This is a genomic window from Ruegeria arenilitoris (genome assembly GCF_013032445.1).
In the GTDB taxonomy this organism is placed as follows: Bacteria; Pseudomonadota; Alphaproteobacteria; order Rhodobacterales; family Rhodobacteraceae; genus Ruegeria; species Ruegeria arenilitoris_F.
Genome location: NZ_WQCA01000044.1, coordinates 1 through 15,110 on the forward strand (window position 1 = coordinate 1; position 15,110 = coordinate 15,110).

General features: G+C 53.0%; 15 protein-coding genes and 1 pseudogene. 8 read left to right on the forward strand and 8 right to left on the reverse strand.

Going from position 1 to position 15,110, the window contains the following annotated elements; all coding sequences use genetic code 11:
* Window positions 1–56: 56 nt before the first annotated feature.
* A pseudogene (locus GOW98_RS24240) lies at window positions 57–161 on the reverse strand (IS6 family transposase); the annotation flags it as partial.
* A 252-nt stretch (window positions 162–413) separates the two neighbouring features.
* On the opposite strand from GOW98_RS24240, the gene GOW98_RS24245 reads away from it, so the two are divergent.
* The 4 genes from GOW98_RS24245 to GOW98_RS24260 all read left to right on the forward strand — a co-directional run bounded on the left by GOW98_RS24245 (window position 414) and on the right by GOW98_RS24260 (window position 3,927).
* Window positions 414–653: a hypothetical protein gene (locus GOW98_RS24245; RefSeq protein ID WP_170336989.1), complete on the forward strand. Its 240-nt coding sequence runs from the start codon at window positions 414–416 to the stop codon at window positions 651–653.
* A complete protein-coding gene (locus GOW98_RS24250) occupies window positions 650–2,119 on the forward strand; it encodes a flavin-containing monooxygenase (protein ID WP_170336991.1) in 1,470 nt (489 codons plus the stop codon). Before GOW98_RS24245 ends, GOW98_RS24250 begins: the two co-directional genes overlap by 4 nt.
* Window positions 2,120–2,190: 71 nt before the next feature.
* Complete coding sequence (locus tag GOW98_RS24255; protein WP_170336994.1) at window positions 2,191–3,126, forward strand: adenylate/guanylate cyclase domain-containing protein; 936 nt, start codon at window positions 2,191–2,193, stop codon at window positions 3,124–3,126.
* 420 nt (window positions 3,127–3,546) lie between these two features.
* Window positions 3,547–3,927, forward strand: a complete 381-nt coding sequence (locus tag GOW98_RS24260) for a hypothetical protein (RefSeq protein ID WP_170336996.1) — start codon at window positions 3,547–3,549, stop codon at window positions 3,925–3,927.
* A gap of 156 nt (window positions 3,928–4,083) precedes the next feature.
* Here the strand turns inward: GOW98_RS24260 and GOW98_RS24265 are convergent, their stop codons facing one another.
* The 4 genes from GOW98_RS24265 to GOW98_RS24280 form a co-directional block, all read right to left on the reverse strand.
* The gene (locus GOW98_RS24265; protein ID WP_170336998.1) at window positions 4,084–4,653 is read right to left on the reverse strand and encodes a carboxymuconolactone decarboxylase family protein; all 570 of its coding nucleotides are present in this window, start codon (window positions 4,651–4,653) and stop codon (window positions 4,084–4,086) included.
* Between the two features lie 239 nt (window positions 4,654–4,892).
* Window positions 4,893–5,516, reverse strand: coding sequence for a glutathione S-transferase N-terminal domain-containing protein (locus GOW98_RS24270; RefSeq protein ID WP_170337000.1), 624 nt, complete (start codon window positions 5,514–5,516; stop codon window positions 4,893–4,895).
* 263 nt (window positions 5,517–5,779) lie between these two features.
* Window positions 5,780–6,019: an SAM-dependent methyltransferase gene (locus tag GOW98_RS26420; protein ID WP_367646900.1), complete on the reverse strand. Its 240-nt coding sequence runs from the start codon at window positions 6,017–6,019 to the stop codon at window positions 5,780–5,782.
* 182 nt (window positions 6,020–6,201) lie between these two features.
* Window positions 6,202–7,059 (reverse strand): alpha/beta hydrolase family esterase, encoded by an 858-nt coding sequence (locus GOW98_RS24280; RefSeq protein ID WP_170337002.1) that lies wholly within the window; start codon window positions 7,057–7,059, stop codon window positions 6,202–6,204.
* Window positions 7,060–7,247: 188 nt separating this feature from the next.
* Here GOW98_RS24280 and GOW98_RS24285 point away from each other — a divergent pair, with 188 nt between their 5' ends.
* Together GOW98_RS24285 and GOW98_RS24290 are read left to right on the forward strand one after the other, a co-directional pair.
* The gene (locus tag GOW98_RS24285; RefSeq protein ID WP_170337003.1) at window positions 7,248–7,679 is read left to right on the forward strand and encodes an ester cyclase; all 432 of its coding nucleotides are present in this window, start codon (window positions 7,248–7,250) and stop codon (window positions 7,677–7,679) included.
* Between the two features lie 102 nt (window positions 7,680–7,781).
* Window positions 7,782–8,408 carry a protocatechuate 3,4-dioxygenase gene (locus GOW98_RS24290; protein ID WP_170337004.1) on the forward strand — a complete coding sequence of 209 codons (627 nt, stop codon included), beginning with the start codon at window positions 7,782–7,784 and terminating at the stop codon, window positions 8,406–8,408.
* 282 nt (window positions 8,409–8,690) lie between these two features.
* On the opposite strand, the gene GOW98_RS24295 is transcribed toward GOW98_RS24290, so the two are convergent.
* Window positions 8,691–9,782, reverse strand: a complete 1,092-nt coding sequence (locus tag GOW98_RS24295) for a GFA family protein (protein WP_170337005.1) — start codon at window positions 9,780–9,782, stop codon at window positions 8,691–8,693.
* 211 nt (window positions 9,783–9,993) lie between these two features.
* Window positions 9,994–10,959, reverse strand: a complete 966-nt coding sequence (locus GOW98_RS24300) for an ornithine cyclodeaminase family protein (RefSeq protein ID WP_170337006.1) — start codon at window positions 10,957–10,959, stop codon at window positions 9,994–9,996.
* A 600-nt stretch (window positions 10,960–11,559) separates the two neighbouring features.
* Here GOW98_RS24300 and GOW98_RS24305 point away from each other — a divergent pair.
* Entirely contained in the window at window positions 11,560–11,967 is a 408-nt protein-coding gene (locus tag GOW98_RS24305; protein WP_217359729.1) for a sorbitol dehydrogenase family protein, read from the forward strand.
* Window positions 11,943–13,622 carry a GMC family oxidoreductase gene (locus GOW98_RS24310; RefSeq protein ID WP_170337007.1) on the forward strand — a complete coding sequence of 560 codons (1,680 nt, stop codon included), beginning with the start codon at window positions 11,943–11,945 and terminating at the stop codon, window positions 13,620–13,622. Before GOW98_RS24305 ends, GOW98_RS24310 begins: the two co-directional genes overlap by 25 nt.
* A 491-nt stretch (window positions 13,623–14,113) precedes the next feature.
* Here GOW98_RS24310 and GOW98_RS24315 read toward each other — a convergent pair whose 3' ends face one another.
* Window positions 14,114–14,959 (reverse strand): methyltransferase, encoded by an 846-nt coding sequence (locus GOW98_RS24315; RefSeq protein ID WP_170337008.1) that lies wholly within the window; start codon window positions 14,957–14,959, stop codon window positions 14,114–14,116.
* Window positions 14,960–15,110 lie beyond the last annotated feature (151 nt).

The following is a 15,110-nucleotide window of genomic DNA, read 5'->3' on the forward strand; positions in this document are numbered from 1 at the left end:
GCAAAAGCTACGCAACACCCCTACCCCGCTCAAGCAAAGTTCTTCTGACAAGACCCTTCGACATTCCGAAGCGACAATGGGAAACGGATGTACAGCATCACCGCAAGGCGGATGATCTCGGGACTGGTTTTGAAGTACTTGATTGAGGCAGGCCTAGTCATGGGCAAAAGCTACGCAACCACCCTGCCCCGCTCAACCCAAGTTCTTCTGACAAGACCTTCTAATAGTTCATTGAAACAGGCTGTAGGGGCGTTCTTGATACGAGCAGGCAAGCTAAGATTTTGAACGAGCCTTCGGGGGCATGACGGCGGCGGCGACTTTGATGCCGTTTGTGATTTCCAAAGCGCTAATGGCCGCCTTGCTATCTAAAACTGTGATTTCGTGATATCCTGATATCGCCTTGGGGGGCTGTTATGGGCGATTTCATTTGGATTGGAACGGCAATCGGCACCGCGATTGGCCTGCTCAATATGTTGTTCATTTTGAGTTCTCGCCTCGGTCAAACCGGGTTAAATCAAGCTAAGACAGTTTGGCAAGGCCTGTGGGTGTGGGCGCTATGGACCGTGTTCGGTGCCTATGTTCTGGCGCTGTGGCTTCTAGGCGTCGTTCTCCTGAGTTTTTCACGTTTTTTGCGACGGGGAACTGAGGTATGATAGTAGGGAAGGTCAAAACCGCCGTTATCATTGGTGCCGGGGTTTCTGGGCTTGCTACTGCAAAATGCCTTACGCAGGTCGGCATCCACTGCACTGTTTTTGATCGCAACCCGTACCTTGGCGGCGTCTGGGCGGATGGATACCACGATTTTGGCGTTCAGGTGCAGAAGGACCTGTACGAATTCCCGGATTTTCCGCTTTCCGAAGAAGCGTCTCATTTCACTCCGGGGCCGGTCTTTCGGGAGTATCTGGAGGACTATTGCGATCATTTCGGAATACGAGAGTGCTTACGGTTAGGCACCCGCGTCACCATGATTGAGCGCAAAGGCGACGGGTGGTTACTTGAGGTTGGTGGTTCCGAAAGTTCTGAAACTATTGAGGCCGATCTCGTTGTCGTTGCAGCCGGGCTCTATTCAGAGACACCAAATGCCCCAAACATTCCCAAACGTGAAGATTTTGGAGGAGAAGTCCTTCACGCGAGCGAAATTAAAGACATATCACAACTCAAAGATCGTCGTGTCGCTGTAATCGGTTACGGAAAAAGTGCCACAGATATAGCGGGTTCGGCTGTGGGTGTCGCGGAGAAGGTTCACCTCGTATTCCGAACCGCACACTGGCCTGTTCCGCGCAAATTACTGGGCGTTCTTCCTTTCAAATGGGGAATGCTGACACGCCTTGTTGCAGCCCTGATCCCTCCGTATGTCAGACCCAGCCCAATCGTGCGCGCTATCCACTCAATAGGATATCCGTTGCCCTGGCTGTTCTGGCGTGTCGTAGAACTGCTGCTAAGCACCCAGCAAAGATTGCGAACGCAAATCGAACATGGTGAGACCCTGATGCCTGAGACGCCTGTCGAATTCGACGCGTTTACGGAAGTGACCATGGTTCCACGTCCGGGGCTCATCGACTTTATCCGATCAGGTAAGATTTCAGCACATCGAACAGGTGTGAGTGCATTCTCTTCCAACGGGATCGACCTTGCGGACGGGGATTCTCTTGAGGTCGATTGCGTGGTCTTCGGCACAGGTTGGAAGACCGGCTACCCATATCTACCGAAGTCGATCCTTGCGTCCTTGGATGATGGCCCAGATGGATTCTATTTATACCGCCATGTTCTACACCCCTCGGTGCCAAACCTTGCATTCGTGGGTCGGGCGTCCTCCTTCATGAGTGTGACGACCTTCGCGCTTCAGGCCAAATGGCTTGCGGAAGTCGTTGCAGATCGTGTGCTCCTACCGGATGCTGAGGCCATGCAAAGCGATATCGATGCGCTCAAGTCCTGGAAACAATCTTGGATGCCAGAAGGGCCAGCACGTTCCGCCACACTTCTAATTCACATGTGCCACTATCACGATGAACTCTTACTCGACATGAGTGCGGACCCGCTTCGCAAACGCGGTTTCCTGGCGCCGATTTCTGAGCTGATTGTGCCTTATCGTGCGGCCGACTTTCGAGACGTGGTCTGAGCGATTTGTACGCGAGGCCCCTAATATCTTTTTGACACTTCTTTAAAATGGATTCGCGTGAGGATTTTTGTTTGGAACGACACCTGGCGGCCATACTCGCTGCTGATATTGTCGGTTACAGCGCTCTTGTTGGTGCGGACGAGGAAACTGCGCTACGCACATATAAAGGCCACTTTCGAGCGCTGGAACCGCATGTGGCTTTGAATGGCGGGCGGCTATTCAAGAAAACTGGCGACGGTTTTCTTGCAGAGTTTACCTCGGTTGCGGATGCCGTGGCATGCGCGGATACGATGCAGCGTCAGATGGTTGAGCGGAACGCGGCACGCGGACAAAGCCCGGAGATGCAATTCCGCATGGGAATTCACGCGGGTGATGTTTTTGATGACGACGGTGACATTCTTGGTGACGGCGTCAACATTGCAGCCCGATTGGAAGGTCTGGCTCCTCCTGGAGGCATCATCGTTTCAGGGCGGGTATACGAGGACGTCATAGGGAAAGTGGATGTTTCGTTCACCGAATTGGGGCCACAATACCTAAAGAATATTGCGCGCCCTGTGACAGCTTACTCAGTAGAGACTTCATTCACCACCGCGCGCCCAGCAGCTCAATCTCGCCCTGACAAACCTTCCGTGGCCGTATTGGCGTTTGATAATCTGTCACCAGACGCAGAACAGGACTACTTTGCAGAGGGTATTACAGAAGACATTATCACCAGCTTGTCCAGAGTGCCCTGGATTTTCCTGGTCGCCCGAAACTCCTCTTTTTCCTACAAGGGGCTTTCAGTTGATGTGCGCCGCATTGGCCGTGAACTTGGTGTTCGCTATGTACTGGAAGGGTCTGTCCGTGGGGCAGGTAACCGGCTGCGTGTCACGGGTCAGCTGATTGATGCGGAAACAGGATCGCATGTCTGGGCGGATCGATATGACGGGATGCTCGACGATGTTTTTGATCTCCAGGATCAAATTACTGAGGCCGTCGTGGCTTCGATTGCACCGGGCATAAGATAGGCAGAAATAGACCGTTCTGCCCATAAACGCCCGGATAGTCTGGGAGCATATGACCACTTCCTACGCGCGCAGTCCTTGATCTACCGGTTCAATTTCGCAGAAGCGGACGACCATCTGTCAAAAGCTCTCTCGCTTTCAAGTGAGTACCCATTGGCCAGCGCCCTTCGAGGCTGGATCAGAACTTTGCTTTGGAACCCGGACACGCGCCCAAGCAAGGACCGTTTTGATTACGCTATTCAGCTGGCACATGAGGTTCTGAGGGCGTCATACATTGATCTGGAGGCGCAAGCATATGCCGGCTACGTGCTTGCGTTTCTGTCCAAAGACACGGAGTACGGCTTATCCTTGGTAGATCGCGTGGTTGAATCAAGCCCGAACTGCGTGTCAGCCTGGGGCTCTAGTTGATTGTTGCACGGCCTGATGGGCGAGGCGCAAGTGGCCCAAGCTCATGCCAGAGAGGCAATCCGGCTCAATCCAAACGATCCGCTGAATTACCGGGTCTACATGGGAATTAGCCTATCGCAAATTGCAGAAGAGAATTGGCTCGGTCTAAAAGAAACCGCTCAAAAGATGAGTGCATTTCATAACACTGTGACTGTATTCCGCCTAAACGAACTTGTCGCAGAGATGGCTCTCGGCAATGTGGAACGAGCCAAAGAACTCGCGCGTATTCACATGTCGCGGGAACCTGACTTTAGCGTTTCAATGTTTCGGGAAATGCGAGTGCGTATCTCTATCGCAAAGCCAGAGATCTATGACGCCTACTACACGATGCTGACAGCCGCAGGCATTCCTGAATAGCGCCACCAATTGCAAACTAACTGCCAATAATCAAAAGCGATCAGTATGTAGAGGAGAAATTTTTCTGGATGGTTGGATGTCTGGTGAGGGCTTCCAACAGTCTAATGTTCACACCGTAGAAAACGGCGACACTGAACTCAAAGCTGACCCAACCTTTTAGACATCTAGGCCATTTGCTCTGCCGAAGTCTGTGTAGAAAGTCTCGCTGCGAAACTCCGCGAGCGATTTCTCATCAACTTCGCTGGGCTTCTTGCTTACTCTACTGATCCCTGTCCCCTCAACGAGCCGGTTCACCAAATTGAACACTCCACAAACCTGTACCGCATCGAAGAGTGCATCTTCAGACCACCCCGCGTCATACACCGCCTGGGCATCCTCTTCAGTCATATGGGGAGGAGAAAGAGTGAGTTTCGAGACATAGGCCAGTATAGGCTTGAAACGTTGATCGACGGGCGCTGAATGAAAGTTTTCCATGAGGGCTTCGATTAGTTCTGGATCGATGCCATAGGCGCGGGCAAATATCGTATGGGCACCGTGGCAGTAGGAGCAAGAGTTCAGCCCGGACACGTAGGCAGCGATCAATTCACGCTCAGAAAAGGAAAGCTCGCTCTCACCCCGCATCACGAGGCTTTCATATTCGCACCAAGGGGCAAGCTTATCCGGAAACGTGCTAAACACACTGCCAAGCGTCGCGTCTTCAGAAAGAGAAGGGAATAGCCGCTTCATTGTTGCCCCGTCAATCGGGCCTGGCATTGATCTTGCCGATGCCTGTTACCATTCAATGCGGCTAGTTTAACAGCATTTCCCTGTTTGGGAAGTGACCGCATTAATGTGCATGCTGGAAACTGCAAAGCTCAGTCATGAATGTCCGGCTAGGGCCGCCAACTTTTACCGTATCCTCCGCAGAATAAGTCGCCTCAAAGGACAAAAGTAGCCGCTTGATCTAACGAATTATCGACAGTCTTTCACTCAAAGAGACCATCTTCTGACTTATCGGCAGCGGCAAGAATATGCGGCCGGGGTTTGGTCAATTGGAAACTTGGTCGAGAAAGCAACGGTCCAAAACGATCAAAGCGCGCATCAGCCAATTCTCGTCCAGCCACCTCACGATCACGTGCCCAGTATAGAAAAACGGCGGCGACCATACTGGCGATCTCTTCGATTTCAATTTTTTCGGATAACCAACGTATCGTCCGGATGAATCTATCCAAGTTTCGCGCACCCGGTTCAAAACCCAACCCGTTTTCGGCAAACTGGCCGAGTCCAGCCCATTGCTGATATGCCGCCTGAGCCAATACGTCGCCGGCAGAAAGAGCAATCACCAGGTTCCCACGTGTTTGATCGTTGTAAGGATACGGGGCGTTTTCGGCGGCAAGAGGGGACAGGTGCTCAATTATGTTGAGCGTTGGAAATAATGGAGACTTACCTTCGCGGATCAAGAGAGGAACCTGCCCCATTGGTGTCAATGCATCTGTTTCAGGCGGCAAGGGAAAAGGCACTTCAGTGCACTTAACTTCAAGCCGCCACTCATGAACCAAAATTCTGGCCACTCGTGCAAATGGTGAGCCGTCAACATAAATCAGTTCCATCGCAACCAACCCTCTTATTGTTTTTGAGTACCGAGCCAAAGGCCGACGCAACCAGCTGGTCTCAATAGTAAATCAGTCAGCGGCCACGTCAGGCGGTAAAGCAAGCTCGCAGCGCTGCACCGCCTTCATTGGCTCAACTTGGTGCCAATTGCCCAATTTCAGTCGTTCCCGAGATTACAGCTCCAGAAGAGAAACCAGGTCGAGCACCGGCGCAATCTTATCGACAGGCTGTGCAAATGAAGCGGTAAGTCAACAAACGACGTTCATCCAGAGCCAGAAGTTGGATCTGAACCATATCGCTGGCGATTTCCCCAAATAGAATCTATGCCTGTAACCTTAGCGTTTGCTTCTTCCGCAATTGTTCTAGTGACCCCGCCCAGACCACAACCAATATCAAGAACATTCGCACCTGGCGCCAACGCCAGTTTCTCCAGCAGCTGCGAAGTCGCTTGTCTGCCTCGAAAATGAAACTCATCGATGGGCTCAAAATCAGCGGCGCGCAGTTTCGTGGGATCAACGCCCGCGTCCCTCAGGCCATCAACTATCTGGTCGATTAAACTGCTGCTACGGCCGTAATGGTCGGAAACTTGCTCTCTTATTCTCAACCCCTTTCACCAAGCATGTTGAATGCCACTGAATGCCCATAAGATCAGAATTCTCGGAGGGTCGGCGGGCACTCAAGTGCTCAAGGTAGAGCTTCGAACCAGTCGAGAACTTCGTCCCGCCAGCCCTCTGGAACGCCGTGTCCACCTTTGGTGACCTTCAACCGGATGGAGCCTTCCTCACAGTCCACCCAATCCTTTTGCATCGAGTCATCGTCGCCAAAGCTGTTTTCCGCGCTTCCCAAACAGGCGTTCTCGCGGCGCCAGACATCCACGCCCTTCATGACGTTACCCTGGTGAAAATCAACACCCTCCCAAGTCAGCTGTCGGCCTTCGAACGGCACCATTCGGTCCTTGAAGCCATGTACGTGAAATAGGTGAACTGGCGCATCGCACTCATTGGTCATGGGCTCCCAGAATGCTCCAGCCGCAGCGGCAAAGCCTCTTGCCATCTCTGGCGCTTGGCACGCAATGTCCCAGACCATCGAACCGCCGCGGGAGAAACCTGCGATCAGTATTCTCGACGGGTCTATACCGAAGCGCTCCACCGCGTCGGCGCGAACGGCGTCGATAAAGGCGACATCATCGCGTGCCAGGTCATACCCGTCAGCCACGCCCCAATCGAGGTCTTTGTTATTAATACTGGGCTGCCCGCTCGGCATAATCACAGCGTAGCCGCGCCGGATGAAAGGATCGACATAGGCGGAGTTCTGGATCATCCCTTTCCCAGACCGTCCATAACCGTGTAACCAAATGACGGCAGGCGGTTCATCCGGAGCCTCTGGCAGGGCCATGTAGTACTCACCGCCTTCCAGTGTGCAAGGTGCATCTGGCGCGCCACACTCTCCATCAGAAGCGAGGGCAGCGTTCGGCTTCGCAGCAGTAAGAACAATGGCAATACCGAGCGTCAAAATGTGATTGCGCGTTTCCGGTCGCATCATAAGTGTACCTCTGTCGCTAGATCACAGAAATCATAGCACAGCGTTGCGCATCTCCGAATGTACCGGCCCGGATGTCTGGGAACACCTCTACTGTGTACTTCAGTGGCGACGAGTGATCACTCTGAGCCCATAACACCCGAATTCGCGCCGTGATATGTTGAGCCTATCATCAATGCCGGGAAAACTTCATGACGCTGCCTGATCTTATTAAGCGATTTTGTCACGAAGTATGGAACGCGGCGGACATCGACTGCGCCCGAGAAATCCTACACCCAGAGTTCGATTTTCGTGGGAGCCTTGGGCCGAAACGCTCAGGGCCGGATGAGTTCATTCGTTACATGGAAGAAGTTCGAGCGGCTCTTCCGGATTCTCAATGCAATATCGTTGAAATCGTCGATGCCGAAGAAAAAGCAGCTGCGCGAATGTCCTTCGTCGGCACGCACCATGGTAAATTCTTCGGTGTAGACGGAACACAGCAACGGATCGAATGGTCCGGCGCGGCATTCTTTACATTGCGGGAACAAAAAATCGGGAGTCTCTGGGTTTTGGGTGACATTGATTCAATCAAGAGACAATTGAATGCCCACCCAAAAGTTGCGTTTCTTGATCCATATGCATAGCGGCGGCTTTGGTTGCGAAGGCAGACCTCGACGTGACGTGCGCTGGAAGGTGTGTAATTTTGAGGGATAAAGGGAGCTATCCCACGCGGGAAAGGACACGCTATGAAACTGAAAAGAAATTCCCGCCGTAAACTTCTAGGTGGCATCACAGGACTAATTGGCGTCAGTTCGCTGGGTGCAAAGGCCGCTGCGGCTGTGCTAACACCAAGCGCCGCAGAAGGGCCGTATTATCCAACACCAACCATGCGGACGCCCGATATAGATAACGACCTCGTTAAGATCAGAGGACGTGTTGAAGAAGCCGGTGGCGAAGTCTTTACACTGCGTGGGAGGCTCACGGGGGCCAATGGACAACCCCTTGCCAGACATCGCATCGAAATCTGGCAATGCGACATGGACGGCAACTATATGCACCCGCGCGACCTTCGCAGTGCTAACTTTGATCAGGCTTTCCAGGGCTTTGGCCACGACATAACTGACAACGGCGGGAACTACGTGTTTCGCACAATTAAACCTACGATCTACCCAGGGCGTGCACCACATATTCATGTAAAGGTATTTGACGGAAAGCGCGAACTGTTGACGACGCAGTATTACATTAAAAGCCATCCTAACAATTCCCGCGATGGTTTATTCAACCGTATGTCCAAGGCAGAGGCCGATGCGGTGTCTATGGAATTTGTTCAGGGTGCGACTGGTCTTGAAGCGACCATCAATGTTGTCGTGTAAAGAGAAAGCATCAGCCCGCAAAGTTGGAGTTGCAAAGCTTGATTTTAGATGTCCGCTTTGGGCTGCGACCAGCCAATCATGCAAGCCGCAGAGAACGGAAACACTGAGCCCATCCTGTGAATTTAGTTTTCTCACTGCGCGCAATCGCAGCACAGATTTTTCCGCGTGCGCATCATCAATTGCGGGCAATGCTGAACAAAAAGCGGCCATTCGTACCGCGCGCAGCGAGATATTGTCGGGCAATTTGCGAGACGAGGGAAAAAGTTGCTGTTGCTCACTATCTCAGGTCTGATCGGACTTCTTTCTTTTCTGCCTGTTGGCAACGCGCGTCTCAGAAGACGAAGGTGTTGGGCCAGAACTTGGTTCGCCTACAGAAACCCAACGAGAGGACATCCGCGGATCTTCTTCTGTTCTAATTCTGGGTAAGTCGTCGTGTATGTCCACCCATGGGATTTGACTTTCCACTCCATAGTGCAGTTCGGGTGGAAAATCGGCTGGGTTGTCCAGTGTTCCGACCCGGATTGAATAATACCCGAGGTCGCTAATGTCGGTATAAATGCTCGTCCCGCAATTCTTGCAAAAGGCTCGCTCAGAGAGCTTCGAAGAAGCATACAAACCGGGTTCCTCACCCTCGAAGGTCACATTTGGCTTCTCAAAAATCACCCATGCATTGACAGGAGAGCCAAGAGCCAGTTGGCAATGCCTGCAATGGCAAAATCCAACTGCAACTGGCTGAGACCAAACCTGGTACCGAATTGCGCCGCACAGACACCCACCTGCAGTGACCGGTTCACTTTTCGCCGCTGTGAGGAAAGGCCACCCAATTGGTTTCGCCTCTTCACCGGAAGCTGTCAAAGTCGAACGATAGGCGCGGACAGGCTGAACGATGTTTTTCAGCTTTCGATGGCCAATATCTACAAACGAATGCTCAATCTTTTCTTTTACTTGGTCCAAGACGCTCCCGGAGACGCAGAGCTCACCGGGTTTGGCAATTTCCTGAAGTCGGGACGCCTGATTGACACCGTCGCCATAGATATCGTCGCCTATGACGACAATATCACCAAGATTAACGCCAATGCGAAAGGTGATTTTTTGTTTACCCGCGTTATCGGCTTCACGTTCAGCCATAACCGTCTGGACTTCCAGCGCGCAAGCGACCGCGTCAACAGCAGTAGGAAACTCGATCAGTAGGCCGTCGCCCATCGATTTGACTATCCGCCCGTTATGAGTCGAGACCCGACGTGAAACGATGCCGTCAAAGTACATGCCGAGCCGCGCCAGAGTGCCTGCTTCGTCTCTTTGCATAAGGCCCGAGTATCCTACGACATCGATCGAAACGATAGCAGCAAGTTTTCTGATCTCTGGCTTTGGCATGTGGTCAAGTTACGGCAGTTTAACCACCGCGCATAGTCTGCGTCGTTGGTTGCGGTGACTTTGCTTCTGCCTGAAATCCCGACACCTCACATAGCATTTGAACGACTGCTTGGGGCTCAGGAATGGTCATTCAATGAAATCTGTTAACATCTGGTATGCGGACGGAAGCTGCCGTCCAGCACCTCGAAGTGGATGTCAGCTTCAACTATTTTCAGAGCGAAGCTCCTAATTTAGTAGCCTTCACACGGTAAAAGGCTTCCACTGCGATCGCGGTGTCCTGTGCGCCGGTTCCCGTCAAATCGCAGATCGTCACGGCACCAGCTGGGCGCGAAAATTGATCCGCTCCTGAAATGATTGAACCGAGTTCTAATACTTTTCTGCTGCCTTCGTCCAAACTCTGAAGCTCGCCGCCGATAACGCACTGATCAATCACATCACAAACCACGACGTCTGCGCGCTCGAGTACATTCGAATGTAGTTCTTGTTTGCCTGGTAAATCCGATCCCATGGCAGTGATGTGCAAGTCGGTGTGAAGCCATTCGGCCATGATGATTGGTTCCGTCGCCGGGGTCGTTGTGACGACAACTTGCGCAGACGTCACCAACTCCGCGAGGGACTGGCAAGGTTGCACCGGAATTCCAAGCAGATTTGTCATTTCAGAACAGTAGCTCGAAACAGATGCCGCGTTGCGCCCAAAAACCAGAAGGCGTTCGAACCTACGCACAAGGGCGAGGCTTTCAATCTGATATCTGGCCTGTACACCAGTGCCTACCACGCCGACAGTTTTTATTTCTTGGGGTGCTAGGTGCTTTGCAGCCACTGCACCGGCAAGTCCGGTGCGCAAGTTCATCAAGTATCCGTTGTCTAGGAATATACAATCAAAGGTACCTGTCTTTGCGCTCATCAAAGCGATGATACTACTGCAACTGGGCAGTCCGACCTGCGGGTTCCGAAAGAAGCCGGTGGCGATTTTGACAGCAAGATGCTCGAGGCCATTCACAAAAGCGCCCTTCGTGTCGACAGCGCTCTCCTTATCAATGTCGATATGCATCACGGGCGGCATTGAAACACGCCCTTCTGAAATCCACGAAAAGGACTGTTCGGTTGCGCCGAGCGATCCGTTGTCTATCGGAAGACAATTTCTCAACTCGGCTTCGGTGACAACCAAAGTGCCCATCGCAACTACTCCTTACCGCGTAGGCGAAGGGTAATGCATAGCCGACTGTAGTGTCATCCGCGAAGTCCTGCTTCTCGCTGGTCTGGCCCGGTAGCAGCGAAAGTACAGTTTCAGTTACGCCAAATCCTGGCCTCTGAATGTCCGGATTGGTGGCGAGTGCTGCGCCGCAACAAGGGATGCGCCGCAATTGCGAATGAGTGCTGCGCCAGCGAAGGTCGAAAATCAAAGGTCGGCTCCGTCCGCACAGCAGACATTGATCGATTTTCCCCGAATGACCGATATGCGGGACAAAGCTGCCGATAAGTCAGTTTGTTGGGATGTGTGAAAACGGCCCATTGCCGACCTTGAGCGCGGTCTTCGAATGCTGCGTTCGCAGCCCGCTTTGCTGACCTTCGCTGCGGGTGCACTATCTCGGCTTTGACCGTTGACTGCTTTTGCGGACCAAACCAGACATCCGAGCGATAATACTGAATGTCTGGATTTCCTTTGACGCGTACGAGTCACGGTTTTAGTGCTTCATCGAAACTTTCTATGCGGGTAGTCCGCAGGTATGGTGAGCGAGATGCTGTGTGGTACTGATTGTATTTAAACGGAGACTAAATGGTGTTGTTCGGCCGACGTGGCTTTGTTTTCTGTGGTGTGGCGATGTTGGCCTCATGGGGCGGGCTGCGCCTGCAAGCTGCGCCCAGCATTGATGCCGATCGGTTTCTGGCACTATCAAAAAAGCTGTTGCAACGCGAAGACCTGGACCCGGATGCTGCTGCGAAGTTTTTGCAAGGCTTTTTGGAAATCGGGGATGGCGAGGCCCTGCATGCTCTTTCAGAGGGTCAACCGCAACCGGAGCTTGAGGAAAAGATACTCACGGCGTGGTACACGGGACTGTCCCCCAATCCCACAAATCCCGAAGCTGTGACCTACGGTTCTGCGCTGGTGTGGCAAGCCATGTCTTATACAAAAGCACCCGGGTTCTGCGCTGTTGAAGATTGGAGCGAGACACCCACACGCTAAGCACACAAGAAAGGAGAAGCCCCGTCACTACTGCGGTCGATATCGAAGCGGACATTTTGGTCATCGGCTCTGGCGTTGCCGGGGCGCTCACGGCGTCTGAGCTGGCATCACAAGGCCTGCGCGTTGTCATTTTTGAGACTGGTCCGCGTATCGAACGCAGTGAAGCCTACAGTAAATTCTTGAGCGCAGCCGTGAAAGACTTGGCTAGCCCTTATCCTGCGGATACGGCCCCATCCTACAAAAACATCGCAGAACAAGAGACAATTTATCACCAGATCGGCCCGCAGCCTTTCCTCTCGGACTATCTCAAGGCAGTTGGCGGCACCACTTGGCATTGGTTGGGCAGCATACCAAGATTTCTGCCGCAAGACTTTATACTCCGTACGACCTATGGCTTGGGAGAAGATTGGCCGATCGGGTACGAGACATTGGAGCCCTACTATGGGTGGGCAGAGCGCGAATTGGGGGCGTCCGGCAACAGTGATAACGATCGCGGATCGCCGCGCTCCACCCCATATCCTATGCTACCGATCCCACAGTCTTACCTTGACCGGAAAGTCGCCGCGGCGCTGACAAGCAGTCGCTATGAGTTTTTGACCGTGCCACAGGCTCGCAATTCCATTTCTCATGACGACCGGCCCGCCTGTTGCGGAAGTGCATCCTGTATCCCGCTTTGCCCAGTTCAGGCAAAATATGATGCGACGGTCCATGTCGCCAAAGCCGAAGCCGCCGGTGCGGTCCTTTTCCCTGAAACTACGGCAACTATGCTTCATCTTGATGAAGCTGGGATCATCAAGTCGGTCGAATATCGACGTTCTGATGGTACCAGCGGTCACGCGCGTTCAAAGATTGTCGTTCTGGCCGCCAACGGCATCGAATCTCCGAGGCTAATGCTGAATTCTGCGCAGGAGCGCGCGCCCAGCGGACTGGCTAACTCATCCGATCAGGTCGGCCGCAACCTGATGGATCATCCGGTGAAACTCAGTTGGGCCATGGCTCCAGACCCCGTGTGGCCATATCGCGGTCCGCTCATCACCTCAACATGTGACACCCTAAGAGATGGGTCGTTTCGTTCCGATCACGCCGCGCTTTTGATCGAAATAGGCAATCAGGGTCAGGCTTGGTCCAAGCACGCGCCCTTCTCAAATGTACAGCATCTGATCGCCGAGGGGTTGCGGGGCGAAGCGTTGGATCAAGCAATCTTTGGCATAACCTCGCGACAGATCGAAATATCCTCCATGGTTGAACAGCTCCCGGTACCGGACAATCGTGTAACCCTGGATCCGGACCGTCGTGACGAAAACGGTATGCCCGAAGTCAGCATCTATTTCAGCATCGACCCCTACACCGAAGCCGGGCTTAAAGCGGCCGAGGCTGCGCATACAGACATCTTTAGCGCGATGGACGCATCAGAAATTGGCCATGATCCCGCGGCAAGAGGTGCGGGCCACATTATGGGTACGGTACGGATGGGAACTGATCCAAAGGCAGCGGTACTGGACGAGAACTTGCGCAGCTTCGACACCACTAACCTTTTTGTCGTGGGTTCTTCTGCTTTTCCCTCTGGTGGCACAGCCAACCCGACACTAACAATCGCGGCCTTAGCGCTGCGGGCATCGGAAACCATTACAGCACAACTGGCTCAAATGGATTAGGATCGACCAGCCAAGACGCATTGAACCTGTTCGCCCAAGACTTTTTTCCTAGGCTGGGTGACCAACGGTGAAAATACAGGCGATTTTCTGTGAGGGCCTTGCGCTGCGGAGAAGTAAGGGCTCGACTTCCGTCGAGCCAGTCATGAAATGAATGAGTGCAACCTCAATCAATAGATAGCAACAAAACGATAGCTGTTGGTTTTCCTGAACAGTGCAGGTTTCTGATTGATCACGGCTAATGCCAGCTTTCGACTTATTTCGTTGAAAAACTCGCGCTTGTTTCAGTGGCAAGTCGCCGCTTCAATTCTTCCTGTAGAGATGGATTGCCAATGATGGGGTCGGAACAGGAAGCGCCGGCGTCATTGTTCTAGGAGTTCTCGCTTGAAAGACACGTTCCCCAGAACCAGCTGCTGCGGTCGATTGATCGCTTCTTCTCCAACGGGTACGGACTAGGGTTTTGGCGATATACTGTATTTGTCACAATCGGTCGTTCATTTATACGCTACGACTGCGCGTGTGATACCGGTTAGCGAAAAGGTTTCAAACCGTTTGAAGCCGATCTCTCGCGCCCAGGTTTCGAACTCCACAGCGCTAAAATCAAAGGCGCGGTCGCCGAACTCCATCAACATGGTCAGAGACATGAACAACCCATAGGTATTTTCACGCCGTGCGTCATCGATGAGGGCTTCAATCACGACAAGGGCGCCGCCAGGCTGAAGCGTCTCATATGCCTTTTGGATCAGGTGATGTTTCTGCTCCAGATCCCAATCGTGCAGGATCATGCCCATGGTGATCACATCGGCAGGTGGAAAATGATCCTTGAAAAAGTTCCCAGACACGCATGTTATGCGGTGTTCAAGATTATCCTCCACCACGCGTCTCCGAGCGATTGCAGTGACTTCAGGCAGATCGAACGAAGCACATGTCAGGTGATCGTGCGCCCGGGCCAACAGACGCGAAGGCAGCGCGTCTGCACCCCCGATATCTGTCACGTTCCGATAGTTTTCAAAAGGAAAGGCGCGCGCCATTTCCGTAAAGGCGTGCAGCGACGATCCGTTCATGGCCGCCATGAAGGCCTCCAGCCGCGCGGGTTCGGCGTAAAGCGTTTCAAAGAAACCGGTTTTGCTTTCGTTCTGAGCTTCGCCCGTCTGCGCGACTTCAAAGATCGTATCCCAAAATCGATAGTTGCGCTTGTCCCAAAACTCCAGGATACCGCCAATGTATCCGGGTTTGGCGGGATCAAGGTATGTCGCTGTTTCGTCGGTATTGCTGTAAACGGCGCTCGGCCCATCGCCTGTACGGTTGAGAAGTTTCACCGAGACGAGCAAATCCAACATGTCCATAGCCGGGCGTTCCCGCAGGTTATATGCCGCGCGGATCTCGGACAGGGTGCTGTCAGACGAATTCTAACCAGTCTCAGTATGCCGCAGAAACCGCGAACTTATCCGGAACAAAGTTGACGCCACTCGGTAAGAGCGGCGGTGCGCG

What these genes read in the sequence shown, in the direction of transcription:
- GOW98_RS24245 (WP_170336989.1), top strand. Translation starts at nt 414, where the DNA reads ATGGGCGATTTCATTTGGATTGGAACGGCAATCGGCACCGCGATTGGC.
- GOW98_RS24250 (WP_170336991.1), top strand. Translation starts at nt 650, where the DNA reads ATGATAGTAGGGAAGGTCAAAACCGCCGTTATCATTGGTGCCGGGGTT.
- GOW98_RS24260 (WP_170336996.1), top strand. Translation starts at nt 3,547, where the DNA reads ATGGGCGAGGCGCAAGTGGCCCAAGCTCATGCCAGAGAGGCAATCCGG.
- GOW98_RS24265 (WP_170336998.1), bottom strand. Translation starts at nt 4,653, where the DNA reads ATGAAGCGGCTATTCCCTTCTCTTTCTGAAGACGCGACGCTTGGCAGT.
- GOW98_RS24270 (WP_170337000.1), bottom strand. Translation starts at nt 5,516, where the DNA reads ATGGAACTGATTTATGTTGACGGCTCACCATTTGCACGAGTGGCCAGA.
- GOW98_RS24280 (WP_170337002.1), bottom strand. Translation starts at nt 7,059, where the DNA reads ATGATGCGACCGGAAACGCGCAATCACATTTTGACGCTCGGTATTGCC.
- GOW98_RS24285 (WP_170337003.1), top strand. Translation starts at nt 7,248, where the DNA reads ATGACGCTGCCTGATCTTATTAAGCGATTTTGTCACGAAGTATGGAAC.
- GOW98_RS24290 (WP_170337004.1), top strand. Translation starts at nt 7,782, where the DNA reads ATGAAACTGAAAAGAAATTCCCGCCGTAAACTTCTAGGTGGCATCACA.
- GOW98_RS24295 (WP_170337005.1), bottom strand. Translation starts at nt 9,782, where the DNA reads ATGCCAAAGCCAGAGATCAGAAAACTTGCTGCTATCGTTTCGATCGAT.
- GOW98_RS24300 (WP_170337006.1), bottom strand. Translation starts at nt 10,959, where the DNA reads ATGGGCACTTTGGTTGTCACCGAAGCCGAGTTGAGAAATTGTCTTCCG.
- GOW98_RS24305 (WP_217359729.1), top strand. Translation starts at nt 11,560, where the DNA reads ATGGTGTTGTTCGGCCGACGTGGCTTTGTTTTCTGTGGTGTGGCGATG.
- GOW98_RS24315 (WP_170337008.1), bottom strand. Translation starts at nt 14,959, where the DNA reads ATGTTGGATTTGCTCGTCTCGGTGAAACTTCTCAACCGTACAGGCGAT.